We start from the raw sequence: 15,083 nt of genomic DNA, 5'->3' as shown, positions 1-15,083 counted from the left end.
TCGGTCGCTGTCAGGGTCAACGCGCCAGCGGCGCGTCTGCTTCCGTGCGTTCGCCCTCGGCGTCATCCGAGGTCTGAGCGCGCTCGCGCGCCTGCAGCACGCGCTTGTCGTGCTTGGCGATGCGGGGCTCGTTGTGCCGGAAGTTCGCGTAGAGCGGTGCGGCGACGAAGATCGTCGAGTACGTGCCGACGAGGATACCGACGAGCAGAGCGAGCGAGATGTCGCGCAGCGTGTCGGCACCGAGGACGAAGGCACCGAAGAACAGGATCGCCGCGACCGGGAGCGCCGCCACCACGCCGGTGTTGATCGAGCGCACCAGGGTCTGGTTGACCGCGAGGTTGACCGACTCCCCGAACGTCCGGGCCGCGCCGTCGGCGTCGAGCGTCGTGTTCTCGCGGATCTTGTCGAACACCACGACGGTGTCGTACAGCGAGAACCCGAGGATGGTGAGGAAACCGATCATGGCGGCCGGCGTGATCTCCCAGCCGGTCGCGGCGTAGACACCGGCCGTGATGATGAGGTCGTGCATGAGGGAGAGCAGCGCGGCCGCGGACATCTTCCAGGTGCGGAAGTACAGGGCCATGAGGATCGCCGCGAGCACGAGGAACACGATGAGGCCGACGATCGCCTGCTTGGAGACGTCCTGACCCCATGACGGGCCGATGAACGAACTCGTGATGTCGGACTGTTCGACGCCGTAGGCCTCGGCCAAGGCTGCCGACACCTGCTGGGTGACCTTGTCGTTCTTCAGCTGGTCGGTCTGCACGCGGACCGAGTTGCCGCCCACGACGGTGACATGGGTGGTCGCACCGCTGACGACGGACGCGACCGCGTCTTCGGCCAGCGTCTGATCGGTGCTCTTGACGTCGGCGATCTGGAACTGCGAACCACCGCGGAACTCGATGCCGAAGTTGAATCCGCCCTTGACGACCGGGATCAACACCGAGAGGACGACCGCGATGATGGCGATCGTGTACCAGATCTTGCGCTTGCCGACGAAGTCGTAGGAGCGCTTCCCGGTGTAGAGCTCGTTTCCGAACCGTGCGAACGCACCCATCAGGAGTCCTTCCCATCGGTCGGCAGATCGTCTGCTCTGGTGTCGGAGCCGCCTCCGACGAGGGCCGCCTGCTTGCGCTCGGCGATCGTCTGGCGCTTGGCCGCCTCACGGCTGCTGGACGCGGCCTTGGCGCCAGGCACCGAGACGGGCTTCCGGAACTCTGCGCGACCACGGTAGATGGCGCCGAGCGCCGACGGGTCGAGACCGGTGAACGGCTTGCCGCTGTTGAAGAGCTTCGTCTGGCCGAGGAGCTGCATCATCGGGTGGGTGAACAGCAGCACGACGATGACGTCGATGATCGTGGTCACGCCGAGGGTGAGGGCGAAGCCGCGGACGTTGCCGATCGCGAGGACGTACAGCACCACGGCGGACAGGAGGTTGACACCCTTCGCCGCGTAGATGGTGCGCTTCGCGCGCTTCCAGCCGGCTTCGACGGCGGACTCCAGACCGCGGCCGTCGCGGAGTTCGTCCTTGATGCGTTCGAAGTACACGATGAACGAGTCCGCGGTGAAACCGATCGCGACGATGAGACCTGCTATCCCGGCAAGGGAGAGCCGGAAGCCCTGACGCCAGGACATCAGCAGGATCACCACATAGGTGAGCACCGCTGCCGCGACGAGCGAGGCGATGGTCACGGTGCCGAGGAGCCGGTACTGGAACAGCGTGTAGATGACGACCAGGATGAGCCCGATCAGACCGGCGATGAGGCCGCTCTCCAGCTGCGTCGAACCGAGGGTCGCCGAGATGGTGTCCTGGCTCTGCACGACGAAGCTGATCGGCAGGGCGCCGAACTTGAGCTGGTCGGCGAGGGTCTTGGCGGATTCCTCCGTGAAGGAGCCACTGATCTCGGGCTTGCCGTCCGAGATGACGGCGAGCGACTGCGGAGCGGAGATGACGTTGCCGTCGAGCACGATCGCGAACTGGTTCTGCGGGCTCTGCAGCGAGGTCAGGCGGCCGGTGACGTCGGCGAAGAGCGCGGTGCCCTTCTCGTTGAAGACCGGGTACACCGCCCACTCGCCCGTGCTGGCACCCGACGACGTCGTCTTGATGCCGGCACTCGCGTCGGACAGGTCTTCTCCGGACACCTCGACCGGGCCGAGGACGTACTTGAAGGTGCCGTCGACGTCGCACGTGATGAGCGGCTCGGCAGCGGGCGCTGCGGTGGCGTCGAGCGAGTCCGCGTTCGCGGCGCAGTCGTAGGCCTGGAAGGCGGCGTACAGCGCGGGCGTCACCTGCGACAGGTCGCTCGCGTTCGTCGGCGACGCGGTCGGCGTGCTCTCGAGGCCCGGATCCGGCGTCGGATACGGGGTCGAGGCGCCGTCCTCACCGATGAAGGTGTTGGACGGCTGACCGGGAGTCAGCTGCTGCGAGGTGAGGACCGGACGGAACTCGAGCTTCGCGGAGCTCTCGATGCGGTTCAGCGTCGCTTCGTCGGGGGTTCCCGGGATCGAGACGACGACGTTCTGACCCTGCGTCGTGATCTCCGCCTCCGACACGCCGGACGCGTCGACGCGCTGGCGGATGATCGCCACGGCCTGGTTCAGCTGCTCGTTGGAGACCGTCTGGCCGGACTCCAGCTTCGGCGCGAGGATGATCTGGGTGCCGCCCTCGAGGTCGAGGGCCAGCTTGGGCGCCCATGAGCTGTTCCCCCAGAGGACCCCGGCCGCGTTGATCGCGAACAAACCGATGAGGATTACGCCAAGCCAGGTGAGCGAACGCCACGCTTTCTTGACCGGAGTCGACTTTGCCAAACTCGGAACTCAGCTTTCTCTGCCGGCGGTGGCACGACGGCCACCACCCGGGAAGGGGTTGGGACTAGTCGTCGCTCTTCTGCGGCTTCGAGGTGTCCTCGACGCGCTGGCCGAATTCGGGCTTGGAGAGGTCGAGTGAGGAGGCGTCGTCGGGGATCGACTCGACGACGGGGGCCTCCTCGGCGGTCTCGGCGACCGTCGGTGCGACGACCGCACCCGCGTAGCGGGGGTCGATGGTGACGATGACGCCGGGGGCGATCTCGACATCGGCCTTGCGGGAGTCGCGGTCCATCGAGATGAGGGTGCCGTAGACACCGAAGCCGGTGAGCACCTCGGCGCCGGGGACGAGCTTCTGCTCGGTCTCCGCGGCTTGCTTCTTCCGCTTGTTGTTGCTCACCATCATGAACACGATCATGACGCCGGCGAGGCCGAACAGGACGAGGGTCATTGCATCCACGATGGGAACCTTCCAGAGGAGATTGAGGGCGGGAGACGTTGGGAACGCACCGCCAAAGGGAAATTATAGGCCATCGAGGGTCGAGCCATGCTGAGAAGGTGTTCTGCCGAAGTGCCGCCAGGCGGCCGGGGTCGCCACGCGGCCCCGTGGCGTGCGCGTGATGAGGCCGATCCGGACGAGGAACGGCTCGACGACGGACTCGATCGTCTCCGCTTCCTCGCCGACCGAGACCGCGAGCGTGCTGAGCCCGACCGGGCCTCCGGCGAAGCGGTCGAGCATGCCCTCCATGACCGACCGGTCGAGTCGGTCGAGACCGAGGGCGTCGACGTCGTAGAGCTCGAGCGCGGCCTGGACGGTCTCCAGGTCGGCTCGGCCACCGTGCACGAGTGCATAGTCCCTGACCCGGCGGAGGAGTCGGTTGGCGATGCGCGGCGTACCCCGACAGCGTCCGGCGATCTCGGCGACGGCCCGACCGTCGATGTCGAGCCCGAGCATGTCGGCGGTGCGGTGCAGCACCTGCTGCAGTTCCGGCTCGTCGTAGAACTCGAGGTGGGCGGTGAACCCGAAGCGGTCGCGGAGCGGGTTCGGCAGCAGACCGGACCGGGTGGTCGCCCCGACCAGGGTGAACGGCGCCAGCTCGAGGGGGATACTCGTCGCGCCGGCACCCTTGCCCACCATGATGTCGATGCGGAAGTCCTCCATGGCGAGGTACAACATCTCCTCGGCAGGGCGGGCCATGCGGTGGATCTCGTCGATGAAGAGGACCTCACCCGGGGTCAGCGACGACAAGACCGCGGCGAGGTCGCCGGCGTGCTGGATGGCCGGGCCGCTCGTGAGCCGGAGCGGTTTCCCCGTCTCGTGCGCGACGATCATCGCGAGGGTCGTCTTGCCGAGTCCAGGAGGGCCGGCCAGCAGGATGTGGTCGGGGGTGCGGTTCTGCATCCCGGCCGCCGTGATCAGGAGTTGCAACTGACCGCGCGCCTTGGACTGACCGACGAACTCGGAGAGCGACCGCGGACGGAGCGCCCCCTCGAACGCCAATTCCGCATCGGACTCGGCGGCTGGATTGGTGAGGTCTTCTGGAGCGTCGGTCACGAGGTACGGCCTCCGGCGTGCGCCGGGCCGAGTCTGCCGAGGGCCAGGCGGATGAGCGACGGCACGGTCGAGAGGTCGTCCGCACTCGCGGAGGCGGAGGCCTCGACGACCGCCTGCGTCGCCGTCTTCTCCGGCCAACCGAGCCCGATGAGCGCCGTCACGACCTGATCGGCGATCGCTGCCGCGTTCACGGTGGTCGCCGGAGCTTCAGGCGTCGTCCTGGTGACGCGGAGCTTTCCGGCGAGCGAGACGGTGATGAGCTTCGCCGTCTTCGGCCCGATCCCGGAGACCTTCCGGAACGGGGCGTCGTCGTCCGCGGAGATGGCGGCGGCGATCTGCTCCGGCGTCAGCGCCTCCAGGACGCCGAGTGCCGACTTCGGGCCGACCCCGGTGACGCTCACCAGGAGCTCGAACACGGACAGCTCCTCGGCGGATCGGAACCCGAACAGGGAGAGCGAGTCCTCCCGCACGATCAGTGTCGTCGAGAGGAGTGCTTCGGTGCCGACCCGGAGTGAGAGGGCATGGGCCGGCGTGACCTGGACGGCGAATCCGACGCCGCCCACCTCGATCACGACGAGGTTGCCGACCGCGCTCAGGACGGTGCCGCGGAGGGAGGAGATCATGCTTCCAGCCTAGGGCTCCGCGCTGCCCGGGCCCGGACGGCCGCCTCGCGCGGAGCGCCGCCGCGTTCCGCAGCCGCCCACGCACGCTGGGCCGGGGTGAGTGCTCCACTCCCCTGCGGCGGTGCGCCGACGGGTGTCGCCGCAGTCGACACGACTGGTCGCCAGGCGTGGCAGATCGCGAGCGCGAGCGCATCTGCGGCGTCAGCGGGCTTCGGGAGTTCGTCGAGACCGAGGATCCGCGCGACCATGGTCTGCACCTGGAGCTTGTCCGCCCGGCCGTAGCCGGTCACCGCGGCCTTGACCTCGCTCGGGGTGTGCAGGCCGACGGGGATCCCGTTCGCGGCCGCAGCGTGCAGGGCGAGCCCACTCGCCTGAGCGGTGCCCATGACCGTCCGGACGTTGTGTTGCGCGAACACCCGCTCGACGGCCATCGCGGTCGGCGAGGTGCGCTCGATCGCCTCGGCGATGCCCTGCGCGATCATGAGGAGTCGCTGCTCGAGTGGGGCGTGCGCATCCGTCCGGATGACGCCGTACTCGACCATCGTGGCCTGCCGTCCCGGCAGGACGTCGACGACCCCCACCCCGCATCGGGTCAGGCCGGGATCGATGCCGAGGACGCGCAGAGTCATGCTCCGACCCTAAGCGCGGGCGATGCGCCCAGCACTCCGCGAGGACGGAGTGTCGTACATCCGTTCGAACGAGCTCCGCTCGGCACGGACGCCGGACTACTCGTCGTCGGCCTCCAACTCGGCCTGCACCTCGGGGGTGAGGTCGAAGTTGCTGTAGATGTTCTGGACGTCGTCGTTGTCCTCGAGGGCGTCGATGAGCTTGAAGACCTTGCGCGCCGTGTCGGCGTCGATCTCGACCTTGAGGTTCGGGACGAAGGCGACGTCGGCGGAGTCGTAGTCGATACCGGCCTCTTGCAGGGCGGTCCGGGTCGCGACCATGTCGCTCGGCTCGGTGACGACCTCGAAGGTCTCACCCTCGGTGTTCACCTCTTCTGCGCCGGCGTCGAGGACGGCGCCGAGGACGTCGTCCTCGGTGGTGCCCTCGGCCTGGACGACGATGAGGCCCTTGCGCTGGAAGTTGTAAGCGACGGAGCCAGGGTCGGCCATGGTGCCGCCGTTGCGGGACATCAGCGTCCGGACATCGGCTGCTGCACGGTTCTTGTTGTCGGTGAGGCACTCGACGAGCAGGGCGACGCCGTTCGGCCCGTAGCCCTCGTACATGATCGTGGTGTAGTCGACGACCTCACCGGTGAGGCCGGCACCGCGCTTGACGGCGCGGTCGATGTTGTCGTTCGGGACCGAGGTCTTCTTCGCCTTCTGGATGGCGTCCTGCAGCGTCGGGTTGCCCGCGAGGTCTGCGCCGCCCATCTTGGCCGCGACCTCGATGTTCTTGATGAGCTTGGCGAACGACTTCGCGCGACGGCCGTCGATGACGGCCTTCTTGTGCTTGGTCGTCGCCCACTTGGAGTGTCCGGACATGTGCTCCCTAACTGCGTGAAAAGAACCTGACCAGTCTAGGCCAGCGGCCCGGAACTCGCGATCACGCCGGGACGGGCCGCGGGATCGGGCGCCAGCGCTTCAGCGGGATCGCTCGACCTTGTCGAGGAAGTAGGCGTGGAAACGGGTGTCGCCGGTGACCTCGGGGTGGAAGGACGTGCCGAGCAGGTTCCCCTGCTCGACGGCGACCATCCGACCGTCGGGCAGCGAGGCGAGGGGTGTCACCGCCGGACCGGCGGCTTCGACCACCGGTGCGCGGATGAACACGGCGTGCACGGGCGGGTCGCCGAGGACCGGGATCGACAGGTCCGTCTCGAAGGAGTCGAGCTGCGACCCGAAGGCGTTGCGCCGGACCGAGACGTCGAGTCCGCCGAGACTCTGCTGGCCGGTGATCCCGTCGAGGATCCGGTCCGCCAGGAGGATGAGCCCGGCGCAAGTGCCGTACACGGGCAAGCCAGCGGTGATCGCTTCGCGCAACGGACCGGCGAGGTCGAAGGAGCGAGCGAGCTTGTCCATCACGCTCGACTCCCCGCCGGGCAGGACGAGTCCGTCGAGGCCGGTCAGTTCCGAGGGGCGCCTGATGAGGCTGACATCCGCCCCGAGGCTGGTGAGGACGGCCGCGTGCTCTCGGAAGTCCCCTTGCAGGGCGAGGACGCCGACGCGTGCCGCCCCGGTCACGACGTCACCTGGCTCAGGCCGGACGCGGGGCTACCAGCCACGCTCGGCGAGGCGGTGCGGTGCCGCGAGGTCGGCGACGTTGATGCCGACCATCGCCTCACCGAGACCGCGGGAGACCTCGGCGATGACCTGAGGGTCGTCGAAGAAGGTCGTCGCCTTGACGACGGCCGCCGCCCGCTGAGCCGGGTTGCCGGACTTGAAGATGCCGGATCCGACGAACACACCGTCGGCACCCAGCTGCATCATCATCGCGGCGTCCGCCGGCGTCGCCACACCCCCGGCGGTGAACAACACGACCGGGAGCTTGCCGGTCTCGGCGATCTCCACGACGAGGTCGTACGGGGCCTGGAGCTCCTTCGCCGCGACGTACAGCTCGTCCTTCGACATCGACGACAGGTGCGCGATCTCGGAGCGGATCTTGCGGATGTGCTTCGTCGCCTCGGACACGTCGCCGGTGCCGGCCTCACCCTTCGAGCGGATCATCGCGGCACCCTCGTTGATACGCCGCAGCGCCTCTCCCAGGTTGGTGGCGCCGCACACGAACGGCACGTCGAAGCCCCACTTGTCGATGTGGTTCACGTAGTCGGCCGGGCTCAGGACCTCGGACTCGTCGATGTAGTCGACGTCGAGCGCCTGGAGGACCTGGGCTTCGACGAAGTGTCCGATGCGAGCCTTCGCCATGACGGGGATGGACACCTCGGCGATGATCGATTCGATGAGGTCCGGATCGCTCATGCGAGCCACGCCGCCCTGGGACCGGATGTCCGCCGGGACGCGCTCGAGGGCCATCACGGCGACGGCCCCGGCGTCCTCGGCGATACGGGCCTGCTCGGCGGTGACGACGTCCATGATGACGCCGCCCTTGAGCATCTCCGCGAGTCCGCGCTTCACGCGGTTCGAGCCGTGCTGTCCAGTGGTCGTGCTGCTCTCGGTCATGATGGCGAGCGTACCGCCGGGTGGCCTGACGGTGCTCCGTCCACAGGCCGGAAATTGGACTTGGGTGGACCGGTCCAGATGGACCGGCCGACGACGGATCAGGCCGAGGTCGGCCAGGCGTCCGCGATCGCCTGTCGGACATCGCCGAGCAGCTGCGGGAGCGCCTTGGTCTGGGCGATGATCGGGAAGAAGTTGGCGTCCGTCGCCCAGCGCGGCACGATGTGCTGGTGCAGGTGCGCCGCGATCCCGGCGCCGGCCACGGCACCCTGGTTCATGCCGAGGTTGAAGCCGTCGTTCCTCGAGACGGACCGGACGACCCGCATCGCCGTCTGCGTCAGGCCACCGATCTCGGCGACCTCCTCCGTCGTCGCGTCGTCGTACATCGCGACGTGGCGGTACGGGCAGACGAGCAGGTGCCCGGAGTTGTACGGGAAGAGGTTCAGCAGCACGAAGGCGTGCTCGCCCCGATACACGATGAGCGCTGACTCGTCGTCGAGCGTCGGCGCGATGCAGAACGGACAACCGTCGTCGGATGGCTGGCCCTGCTTGATGTAGACCATCCGGTGGGGCGTCCAGAGACGCTGGAACGCGTCCGGGACGCCCACCAGGTGGGAGGTGTCGATCGACTCGAACGACTCCGGTTCGGTGCCCGGGGTCATGCCGGCAGATCCGCTGCGGTGTTCACCTGCAGTTTCGCGGCGATGGCGGCGCGGATCCGGCGCACGGCGTCGGCCACGGGGACACCGTTCTCCTGAGTGCCGTCGCGGAATCGGAAGCTCACCGCGCCGTTGGCCTGGTCCTCCTCGCCGACGATCAGCTGCAGCGGGGTCTTCGCCTTGGTGTGGTTGCGGATCTTCTTCTGCATCCGATCGTCGGAGGCGTCGAGTTCTGCTCGGACCCCGGACGAGCGCAGCTCGGCGACGACTCCGCCGAGGAACTCCTCGTACTGCTCGGAGACGGGGATGCCGACGACCTGCACGGGGGCGAGCCATACCGGGAAAGCACCCGCGTAGTGCTCGAGCAGGATCGCGAAGAAGCGCTCGATCGAGCCGAGGAGTGCGCGGTGGATCATCGCCGGACGCTTGCGCGTGCCGTCCGCGGCGGTGTACTCCAGCTCGAACAACTCGGGCAGGTTGAAGTCGAGCTGCACGGTGGACAGCTGCCACGTCCGACCGATCGCGTCGCGCGCCTGCACCGAGATCTTCGGACCGTAGAAGGCTGCGCCGGCGGGGTCGAGGACGAGCTCGAGACCGGACTCGACCGCCACCTGGCGAAGGGTCTCGGTCGCTTCGTCCCAGACCTCGTCGGTGCCGACGTACTTGTCGGGGTCCTTCGTCGACAGCTCCAGGTAGAAGTCGTCGAGACCGTAGCCACGGAGGGTCTCCAAGACGAACTGCAGCTGGCGGCCGACCTCGTCCTTGACCTGGTCGTCGGTCACGTAGATGTGGGCGTCGTCCTGCGTGAGGCCACGGACGCGCGTGAGCCCGGAGAGGGTGCCGCTCTTCTCATACCGGTACACCGTGCCGAACTCGGCGAGTCGCAACGGCAGTTCGCGGTAGCTGCGCCCGCGAGCCCGGTAGATCAGGTTGTGCATCGGGCAGTTCATGGGCTTCAGGTAGTAGTCCTGGCCCTGACGGGTGATGTGGCCGTCGGCGTCGACCTCCTGGTCGAGGTGCATCGCCGGGAACATGCCGTCCTTGTACCAGGCCAGGTGCTGGCTGACCTCGAACAAGTGCCCCTTCGTGATGTGCGGGGTGTTCACCAGCTCGTAGCCGGAAGCGAGCAAGCGCTCGCGCATGTAGTTCTCGATCTCGTTGCGGATGATGCCGCCCTTGGGGTGGAACACCGCGAGACCCGAGCCGATCTCCTCGGGGAAGCTGAAGAGGTCGAGCTCGGCACCGAGCTTGCGGTGGTCGCGCTTGGCCGCCTCCTCGATCCGCGTCTGGTAGGCGCGCAGCTCATCCTTGGTCGCCCAAGCGGTGCCGTAGATCCGCTGCAGCTGCGGGTTCTTCTCGCTCCCCCGCCAGTACGCCGCGGCGAGACGCGTCAGGGCCCAGCCGTTGCCGATCATGCGCGTGTTCGGCAGGTGTGGACCGCGGCAGAGGTCCTTCCAGACCGTCTCCCCCGTCTTCGGGTCGACGTTGTCGTAGATGGTCAGCTCCGCGCCGCCCACCTCGACGTTCTCGTCGTCGGCTGCCGATCCGCCCTTGAGGCCGATCAGCTCGAGTTTGTAGGGCTCCCCAGCGAGTTCCGCGCGAGCCTCGTCTTCGGTGACGACGCGTCGCACGAAGCGCTGGCCCTGGCGGATGATGCGGTCCATCGTCTTCTGCAGCACCTTGAGCGCCTCAGGCGTGAACGGTGCGGCGACGTCGAAGTCGTAGTAGAAGCCGTCGGTGACCGGCGGGCCGATGCCGAGGTTCGCGTGCGGGTCGACCTGCTGCACGGCCTGGGCGAGCACGTGGGCTGCGGAGTGGCGGAGGATGTTGAGACCGTCGGGCGAGTCGAGGTGCACCGGCTCGACGGTGTCCGTCTCCGTCACCGTGGCGGCGAGGTCCTTCAGTTCGCCGTTGACGCGCATGGCGACCACGGATCGGTCGGTGAACAGTGCGAACCCGTCACTCACGGATGATCTCTCTTTCTCAGGTGAAACCTTGGCCGTGCAAGCCTATCGTCGTCCACGACGAGGAGACGCTGCCGTCGGTCGGCGGCCGTGGTTCGTGCTCGGCCGCATCGCTAGAGTGAAGGCCTACGACGTGACGGGGGTGGCGCTGATGACGGCTGTGCAGAGGAGCGGGGCTGCGACGGCGCTGTTCGCCACGCTGCCCGTGGTCGCGCTCGTGCACATCATCGCCCTCGCCTCCGGTCAGGAGTGGCTGTCGCTCCTCACCAAGCCGTTCATCATGCTGGTCCTCGCGCTGGCGCTCGTGTGGTCGGTTCGACGACTGTCGGCCGCTGCGGTCACGGCGCTCGTCGCGATCCTCTGCAGCTGGCTGGGCGACGTCGCCCTCATGGTCCCGGGCGAACTCGCGTTCGGCGTGGGGATACTGTTCTTCATGCTCGCTCAGGCCGGCTATGTCGTGCTCTTCGTGCGGCATCTGCGCATCAGGAACCGTCCGCCGGTCTGGGCGCTCGTGTACCTGGTGTGGCTCGTCGCCGGCATCGCGCTCCTCAGTCAGCAGGACATGGGGGCGCTGTATCCGGCGGTGGTCCTCTATGCCGTCGTGATCGGGGCCATGGCAGCGTCTTCCACGATGACGACGCCGACGATCGCCGTGGGCGGTGCGCTGTTCCTCGTCTCCGACTCATTGATCGGGCTCGACCGCTTCGTGCCTGCAGTGACGATCTGGGCGGCAGACGAGATCATCATGGCGACGTACGCCGCGGGCCAAGGCCTCATCGTGTGGGGCGTCGCGGAGGTCCTGCGTCGCCGAGAGCGGGCGGTCCTCGCCGTTTGAACGGACGTCCGGGCGTGCGACGGGTGGTCTGCGCAAGAGGTGGTCTGTGCAACGACGAAGGGCCCGAGCTGTTCGCTCGGGCCCTTCGTGTTCCTGTGGGCGATACTGGGATCGAACCAGTGACCTCTTCCGTGTCAGGGAAGCGCGCTACCGCTGCGCCAATCGCCCAGGTGAGTGGTGTTGCCAGCGAGGTGGCGACGGGATTCGAACCCGTGTGGACGGCTTTGCAGGCCGCTGCCTAGCCTCTCGGCCACGCCACCACGTGTGATGAAACACACTGTCGAGCGGAACGCTTGCACGTTCTCACTGACACTCGAGCGGATGACGAGATTCGAACTCGCGACCCTCACCTTGGCAAGGTGATGCGCTACCACTGCGCCACATCCGCATTGCATCCCGTTTCCGGGTGCTTGGAAACTCTAGCCGATGTTGAGGGCGCTCGTTGACACCTCGGCGCGGGCGAGTCGGCCCAACCCTTGATGTTCCGCGGAAAATCGGGCCGAAATTCCGTCTTCCTCGGCGCGTCGGCCAGGCGGGGGGCGGTACGTGGGTGGAGCCACTCACCGGCGCGCCTGCTGGCTCCAGTCGTCGTTCGCATCGGCGAGGTGCGGGTAGATCTGGAGCATCCGAATCGGCTCCACCTCCCAGACATCGTCGTCCCAGGTGCGCCGGCCGTCGCCGTCAGGGTGGTACTCCGGGTGATCGCGGAGCCGTTCCTCGGCGTTCGATGCCGCGATGGCCCGCCGCGTGTGTTCCGAGAGTGGGCGGATCGCCCCGGCGTCCGCGAGCCACTGGACAACGGAGTCCATCACCGCCGGCATCGCCCCCATGCCCCTCGAGTCGTCCATCAGGGAGGAGTGCGTCCGACCGGGCATGACGAGCCAACCGTTGGTGTCGGGCGTGTCACCGCGGCTGGCGACCTGTCGTCCCCACGCTCTGGCCTCGACGATCTCACGGAGGAGGTACTGCTCGCACTGGGCGAACGCCACCCGGCCCGACCGGCTGAGCGCCGGGTACGGGACGGCGGCGTGGCCCGGGTCCGTGGGATGCAGTCGCGGTTTCGCGTTGCTTGACCGCCACCAATCGCCGATGCGGCTCATGCCACACGTCCGTCGCGCCATGGCGACGAGCGCCGCTGCGGCCCGGTGGTCTCCGCCATGACTCGCTGAAGCATGGTCCCCCTGCGTTGCCTGCACGTGCTCGAACGACGAAAGCCCCCGGGGGTCCGGGGGCTTTCTGTGGTGGGCGATACTGGGATCGAACCAGTGACCTCTTCCGTGTCAGGGAAGCGCGCTACCGCTGCGCCAATCGCCCGGGTGGCGTGTGTGAACACGACGCCGGGATGTTGCTGGTGGAACTGTGTTGCTGAGGTGAGGTGGCGACGGGATTCGAACCCGTGTGGACGGCTTTGCAGGCCGCTGCCTAGCCTCTCGGCCACGCCACCATGTGTGACCGAACACACTGCCGAGTAGGATTCCTGCCGGAACAACACCACTGACACTCGAGCGGATGACGAGATTCGAACTCGCGACCCTCACCTTGGCAAGGTGATGCGCTACCACTGCGCCACATCCGCATTGCCCGCATCACTGCGTGCTCGAACGACTCTAGCCGAAACCGGGACCGATGTTCAAACCGGCGCGCATACTGGGTCGACAGCGGTGCGGATGTGCGTTGGTCCCCCGGCATCGGCTAGTATCGTGACTCGCGGCTGTTCGGCACCTCTCCGGTGCGGACGACCTGCGGGCGATTGGCGCAGTTGGTAGCGCGCTTCCTTCACACGGAAGAGGTCATCGGTTCGAGTCCGGTATCGCCCACATCATTCACCATCGCCCGGGTTGTTCCACCTCCACGGCTGCGACTCACTCCGCGAGATCAGGACGTTCCGCCCTGGCAGAACCGGTCCGGCGGGCATCACTCGGGAAGAAGTGTCGTTCGACGGGTGCACCGTCGGCGTGGGCCAGCGCTGCAGCGCGGATGTCGCGGTCGCGGCCGGTCAGACGCTGCGTCTCCTGTCGTCGGAACTCGCCCCACGACGGCACCATGAAGGTCTCCAACTGCACGTCGGACTCCTCGCCGCTCCGGTACAGGGCCCATCTCGAGGCACCGGTCCGGCGACGAGAGGACTCGACATGGCCCATGGCCTTCTGGAACGCCGCGAGCGAGTCGGGATGGACCGCGTAGGAGATCTGCACGAGGACCGGCCCGTCGGTCGGCTGTGGCTCGAACACGAGCGTGGGTGTGGGCCAGGACATCGAGATGCTGCGGTCGACGGTCCCTGTTCCGGGGAGCAGGGGCAGCACCCGCACACTGGCCGCCACCAGCAGGAGCAGGACGGCCGAAGCGCTGTAGGCGAGCGACGTCCCGAGCCACTGCGCCGCGATGCCCCAGCCGGTCGAGCCGATGGCCATCGCCCCCATGAAGACGAGGATGTAGATCGACGCGCCACGCGATCGCACCCACTGCGGCAGGGTGAGCTGCAGGGCGGCGTTCAGCACGGTCAGCGTGCCGATCCAGGCCAGCCCCGCGAGGACCAGGAGCACCAGCGTCGGGACGACGGGCAGGACAGCCGCTGCGAGCGACCCCGTCGCGAAGAGGACCGCGCTCACCGCGATGACGAGGTTGTCTGAGAACCGACGGCGAGCGAGCGGCAGGGCGAAGATGCCCAGCACCGCGCCGACGCCGAGCGCGCCGAGCAGGACGCCGTAGCCGCTCGAGTCGAGTTGAAGTCGCTTCGCGGTGAGGGGCAGCAGCGCCCAGAGCGCGCTGGCCGGCAGGGCGAAGAGCGCGGAACGCAGCAGGATCCGGCGGACGAGGTGCGCGGACACGACGTACCGGACCCCCGCTCGCAACGCCGCCCCGAACGGCTCGCGGTCGTCGAGACCGGTCTGCGCCGGCCGCTTCCACCAGATGAGGGCGATCACGGCCCCGACGAAGCTCAGCGCGTTGACACCGAACACGACGGGGGCTCCGAAGGCCGACAGGACGACGCCGGCCAGGGCGGGACCGACCGCGCGGGCTCCGTTCACGGTGACACCACCGAGCGCCGACGAAGCCGCGATCAGGTTGCGCGGCACGAGCTCCGGCTGGATCGCCTGCCATGCGGGTGAGGTCAGGGTGGAGGTGATGCCGAGCAGGAAGGTGAAGGCCAGGATCGTCCACGGCGACAGCGCGCCGATCCACGCCACGACGGTGAGTCCGGCCGCGAGGACCGCACTCGCCGCCGATCCCCAGATGAGCAGCCGTCGCCGGTCGAGCGAGTCGGCGAGGACACCTGCCGGGAGGGCGACCAGGATGGCGGGCGCGAGGCTCGCGGTCTGCACGAGCGCGATGACCGCTGCGCCGGCTGCGGCCTCGACCAAGACCCACTGGGCCCCCACGGTCTGCATCCAGGTGCCGATGTTGCTCCCGAGCTGGGCGAACCACAGCACCCTGAAGGCGGTGATCGCCATGGGAGCCCATGCTGACGGTTGCGACGATGGAACTGCGGAGGGTGACGACATGGTCGAACGATAGGACGCCGTCG

The 15,083-nt window shown here is 68.0% G+C and carries 14 protein-coding genes and 7 tRNA genes; 2 read left to right on the top strand and 19 right to left on the bottom strand.

Annotated elements, in window-relative coordinates; translation table 11 throughout:
- Positions 1–16: 16 nt before the first annotated feature.
- The 11 genes from secF to thrS all read right to left on the bottom strand — a co-directional run bounded on the left by secF (position 17) and on the right by thrS (position 10,680).
- Positions 17–1,057 (bottom strand): protein translocase subunit SecF, encoded by a 1,041-nt coding sequence (secF, locus tag ACLIME_RS05215; protein WP_086473302.1) that lies wholly within the window; start codon positions 1,055–1,057, stop codon positions 17–19.
- On the bottom strand, positions 1,057–2,808 hold the full coding sequence (gene secD / locus ACLIME_RS05210) for a protein translocase subunit SecD (protein WP_071260131.1): 1,752 nt from the start codon (positions 2,806–2,808) through the stop codon (positions 1,057–1,059). The genes secF and secD overlap by 1 nt, the downstream gene beginning before the upstream one ends.
- A gap of 64 nt (positions 2,809–2,872) precedes the next feature.
- A complete protein-coding gene (locus ACLIME_RS05205) occupies positions 2,873–3,256 on the bottom strand; it encodes a preprotein translocase subunit YajC (RefSeq protein ID WP_064293818.1) in 384 nt (127 codons plus the stop codon).
- 72 nt (positions 3,257–3,328) lie between these two features.
- Complete coding sequence (ruvB, locus tag ACLIME_RS05200) at positions 3,329–4,360, bottom strand: Holliday junction branch migration DNA helicase RuvB (RefSeq protein ID WP_079705916.1); 1,032 nt, start codon at positions 4,358–4,360, stop codon at positions 3,329–3,331.
- Positions 4,357–4,983: a Holliday junction branch migration protein RuvA gene (gene ruvA / locus ACLIME_RS05195; RefSeq protein ID WP_064293816.1), complete on the bottom strand. Its 627-nt coding sequence runs from the start codon at positions 4,981–4,983 to the stop codon at positions 4,357–4,359. The genes ruvB and ruvA overlap by 4 nt, the downstream gene beginning before the upstream one ends.
- Positions 4,980–5,612, bottom strand: coding sequence for a crossover junction endodeoxyribonuclease RuvC (ruvC, locus tag ACLIME_RS05190; protein WP_064293815.1), 633 nt, complete (start codon positions 5,610–5,612; stop codon positions 4,980–4,982). The genes ruvA and ruvC overlap by 4 nt, the downstream gene beginning before the upstream one ends.
- A gap of 96 nt (positions 5,613–5,708) precedes the next feature.
- Entirely contained in the window at positions 5,709–6,470 is a 762-nt protein-coding gene (locus ACLIME_RS05185; protein ID WP_079705914.1) for a YebC/PmpR family DNA-binding transcriptional regulator, read from the bottom strand.
- A gap of 99 nt (positions 6,471–6,569) precedes the next feature.
- Entirely contained in the window at positions 6,570–7,166 is a 597-nt protein-coding gene (gene pdxT / locus ACLIME_RS05180; protein ID WP_411558370.1) for a pyridoxal 5'-phosphate synthase glutaminase subunit PdxT, read from the bottom strand.
- Positions 7,167–7,196: 30 nt separating this feature from the next.
- Positions 7,197–8,102, bottom strand: a complete 906-nt coding sequence (gene pdxS, locus ACLIME_RS05175; RefSeq protein ID WP_079705912.1) for a pyridoxal 5'-phosphate synthase lyase subunit PdxS — start codon at positions 8,100–8,102, stop codon at positions 7,197–7,199.
- Between the two features lie 98 nt (positions 8,103–8,200).
- Positions 8,201–8,761: an HIT family protein gene (locus ACLIME_RS05170; RefSeq protein ID WP_411558369.1), complete on the bottom strand. Its 561-nt coding sequence runs from the start codon at positions 8,759–8,761 to the stop codon at positions 8,201–8,203.
- Positions 8,758–10,680 carry a threonine--tRNA ligase gene (gene thrS, locus ACLIME_RS05165; RefSeq protein WP_411558776.1) on the bottom strand — a complete coding sequence of 641 codons (1,923 nt, stop codon included), beginning with the start codon at positions 10,678–10,680 and terminating at the stop codon, positions 8,758–8,760. Before thrS ends, ACLIME_RS05170 begins: the two co-directional genes overlap by 4 nt.
- Positions 10,681–10,873: 193 nt before the next feature.
- On the opposite strand from thrS, the gene ACLIME_RS05160 reads away from it, so the two are divergent.
- Entirely contained in the window at positions 10,874–11,557 is a 684-nt protein-coding gene (locus tag ACLIME_RS05160) for a lysoplasmalogenase (protein WP_411558368.1), read from the top strand.
- Positions 11,558–11,653: 96 nt separating this feature from the next.
- Here ACLIME_RS05160 and ACLIME_RS05155 read toward each other — a convergent pair.
- From ACLIME_RS05155 to ACLIME_RS05125, 7 genes are all read right to left on the bottom strand, one after another.
- Positions 11,654–11,725 (bottom strand) — tRNA-Val (locus ACLIME_RS05155).
- A 21-nt stretch (positions 11,726–11,746) separates the two neighbouring features.
- Positions 11,747–11,817 (bottom strand) — tRNA-Cys (locus tag ACLIME_RS05150).
- Positions 11,818–11,873: 56 nt separating this feature from the next.
- Positions 11,874–11,945, bottom strand: a tRNA-Gly gene (locus ACLIME_RS05145).
- Positions 11,946–12,117: 172 nt separating this feature from the next.
- Positions 12,118–12,657, bottom strand: a complete 540-nt coding sequence (locus ACLIME_RS05140) for a hypothetical protein (RefSeq protein ID WP_411558367.1) — start codon at positions 12,655–12,657, stop codon at positions 12,118–12,120.
- Positions 12,658–12,796: 139 nt separating this feature from the next.
- Positions 12,797–12,871, bottom strand: a tRNA-Val gene (locus tag ACLIME_RS05135).
- A 59-nt stretch (positions 12,872–12,930) separates the two neighbouring features.
- Positions 12,931–13,001 (bottom strand) — tRNA-Cys (locus tag ACLIME_RS05130).
- A 60-nt stretch (positions 13,002–13,061) separates the two neighbouring features.
- Positions 13,062–13,133 (bottom strand) — tRNA-Gly (locus ACLIME_RS05125).
- Between the two features lie 168 nt (positions 13,134–13,301).
- On the opposite strand from ACLIME_RS05125, the gene ACLIME_RS05120 reads away from it, so the two are divergent.
- Positions 13,302–13,374 (top strand) — tRNA-Val (locus ACLIME_RS05120).
- 45 nt (positions 13,375–13,419) lie between these two features.
- On the opposite strand, the gene ACLIME_RS05115 is transcribed toward ACLIME_RS05120, so the two are convergent.
- Positions 13,420–15,009 carry an MFS transporter gene (locus ACLIME_RS05115; RefSeq protein ID WP_411558366.1) on the bottom strand — a complete coding sequence of 530 codons (1,590 nt, stop codon included), beginning with the start codon at positions 15,007–15,009 and terminating at the stop codon, positions 13,420–13,422.
- Positions 15,010–15,083: the final 74 nt, after the last annotated feature.

Origin of the sequence: Plantibacter sp. MPB07, from assembly GCF_046619465.1 — a bacterium.
GTDB lineage: Bacteria > Actinomycetota > Actinomycetes > Actinomycetales > Microbacteriaceae > Plantibacter > Plantibacter auratus.
The sequence above is the reverse complement of the archived record's forward strand: the minus strand, read 5'-3'. Positions and strand labels throughout refer to the sequence as shown.

What these genes read in the sequence shown, in the direction of transcription:
- ruvA (WP_064293816.1), bottom strand. Translation starts at nt 4,983, where the DNA reads ATGATCTCCTCCCTCCGCGGCACCGTCCTGAGCGCGGTCGGCAACCTC.
- ACLIME_RS05140 (WP_411558367.1), bottom strand. Translation starts at nt 12,657, where the DNA reads ATGAGCCGCATCGGCGATTGGTGGCGGTCAAGCAACGCGAAACCGCGA.
- ACLIME_RS05170 (WP_411558369.1), bottom strand. Translation starts at nt 8,761, where the DNA reads ATGACCCCGGGCACCGAACCGGAGTCGTTCGAGTCGATCGACACCTCC.
- pdxS (WP_079705912.1), bottom strand. Translation starts at nt 8,102, where the DNA reads ATGACCGAGAGCAGCACGACCACTGGACAGCACGGCTCGAACCGCGTG.
- ACLIME_RS05160 (WP_411558368.1), top strand. Translation starts at nt 10,874, where the DNA reads ATGACGGCTGTGCAGAGGAGCGGGGCTGCGACGGCGCTGTTCGCCACG.
- ACLIME_RS05185 (WP_079705914.1), bottom strand. Translation starts at nt 6,470, where the DNA reads ATGTCCGGACACTCCAAGTGGGCGACGACCAAGCACAAGAAGGCCGTC.
- thrS (WP_411558776.1), bottom strand. Translation starts at nt 10,680, where the DNA reads ATGCGCGTCAACGGCGAACTGAAGGACCTCGCCGCCACGGTGACGGAG.
- secF (WP_086473302.1), bottom strand. Translation starts at nt 1,057, where the DNA reads ATGGGTGCGTTCGCACGGTTCGGAAACGAGCTCTACACCGGGAAGCGC.
- ruvC (WP_064293815.1), bottom strand. Translation starts at nt 5,612, where the DNA reads ATGACTCTGCGCGTCCTCGGCATCGATCCCGGCCTGACCCGATGCGGG.
- ACLIME_RS05205 (WP_064293818.1), bottom strand. Translation starts at nt 3,256, where the DNA reads ATGACCCTCGTCCTGTTCGGCCTCGCCGGCGTCATGATCGTGTTCATG.
- ACLIME_RS05115 (WP_411558366.1), bottom strand. Translation starts at nt 15,009, where the DNA reads ATGGCGATCACCGCCTTCAGGGTGCTGTGGTTCGCCCAGCTCGGGAGC.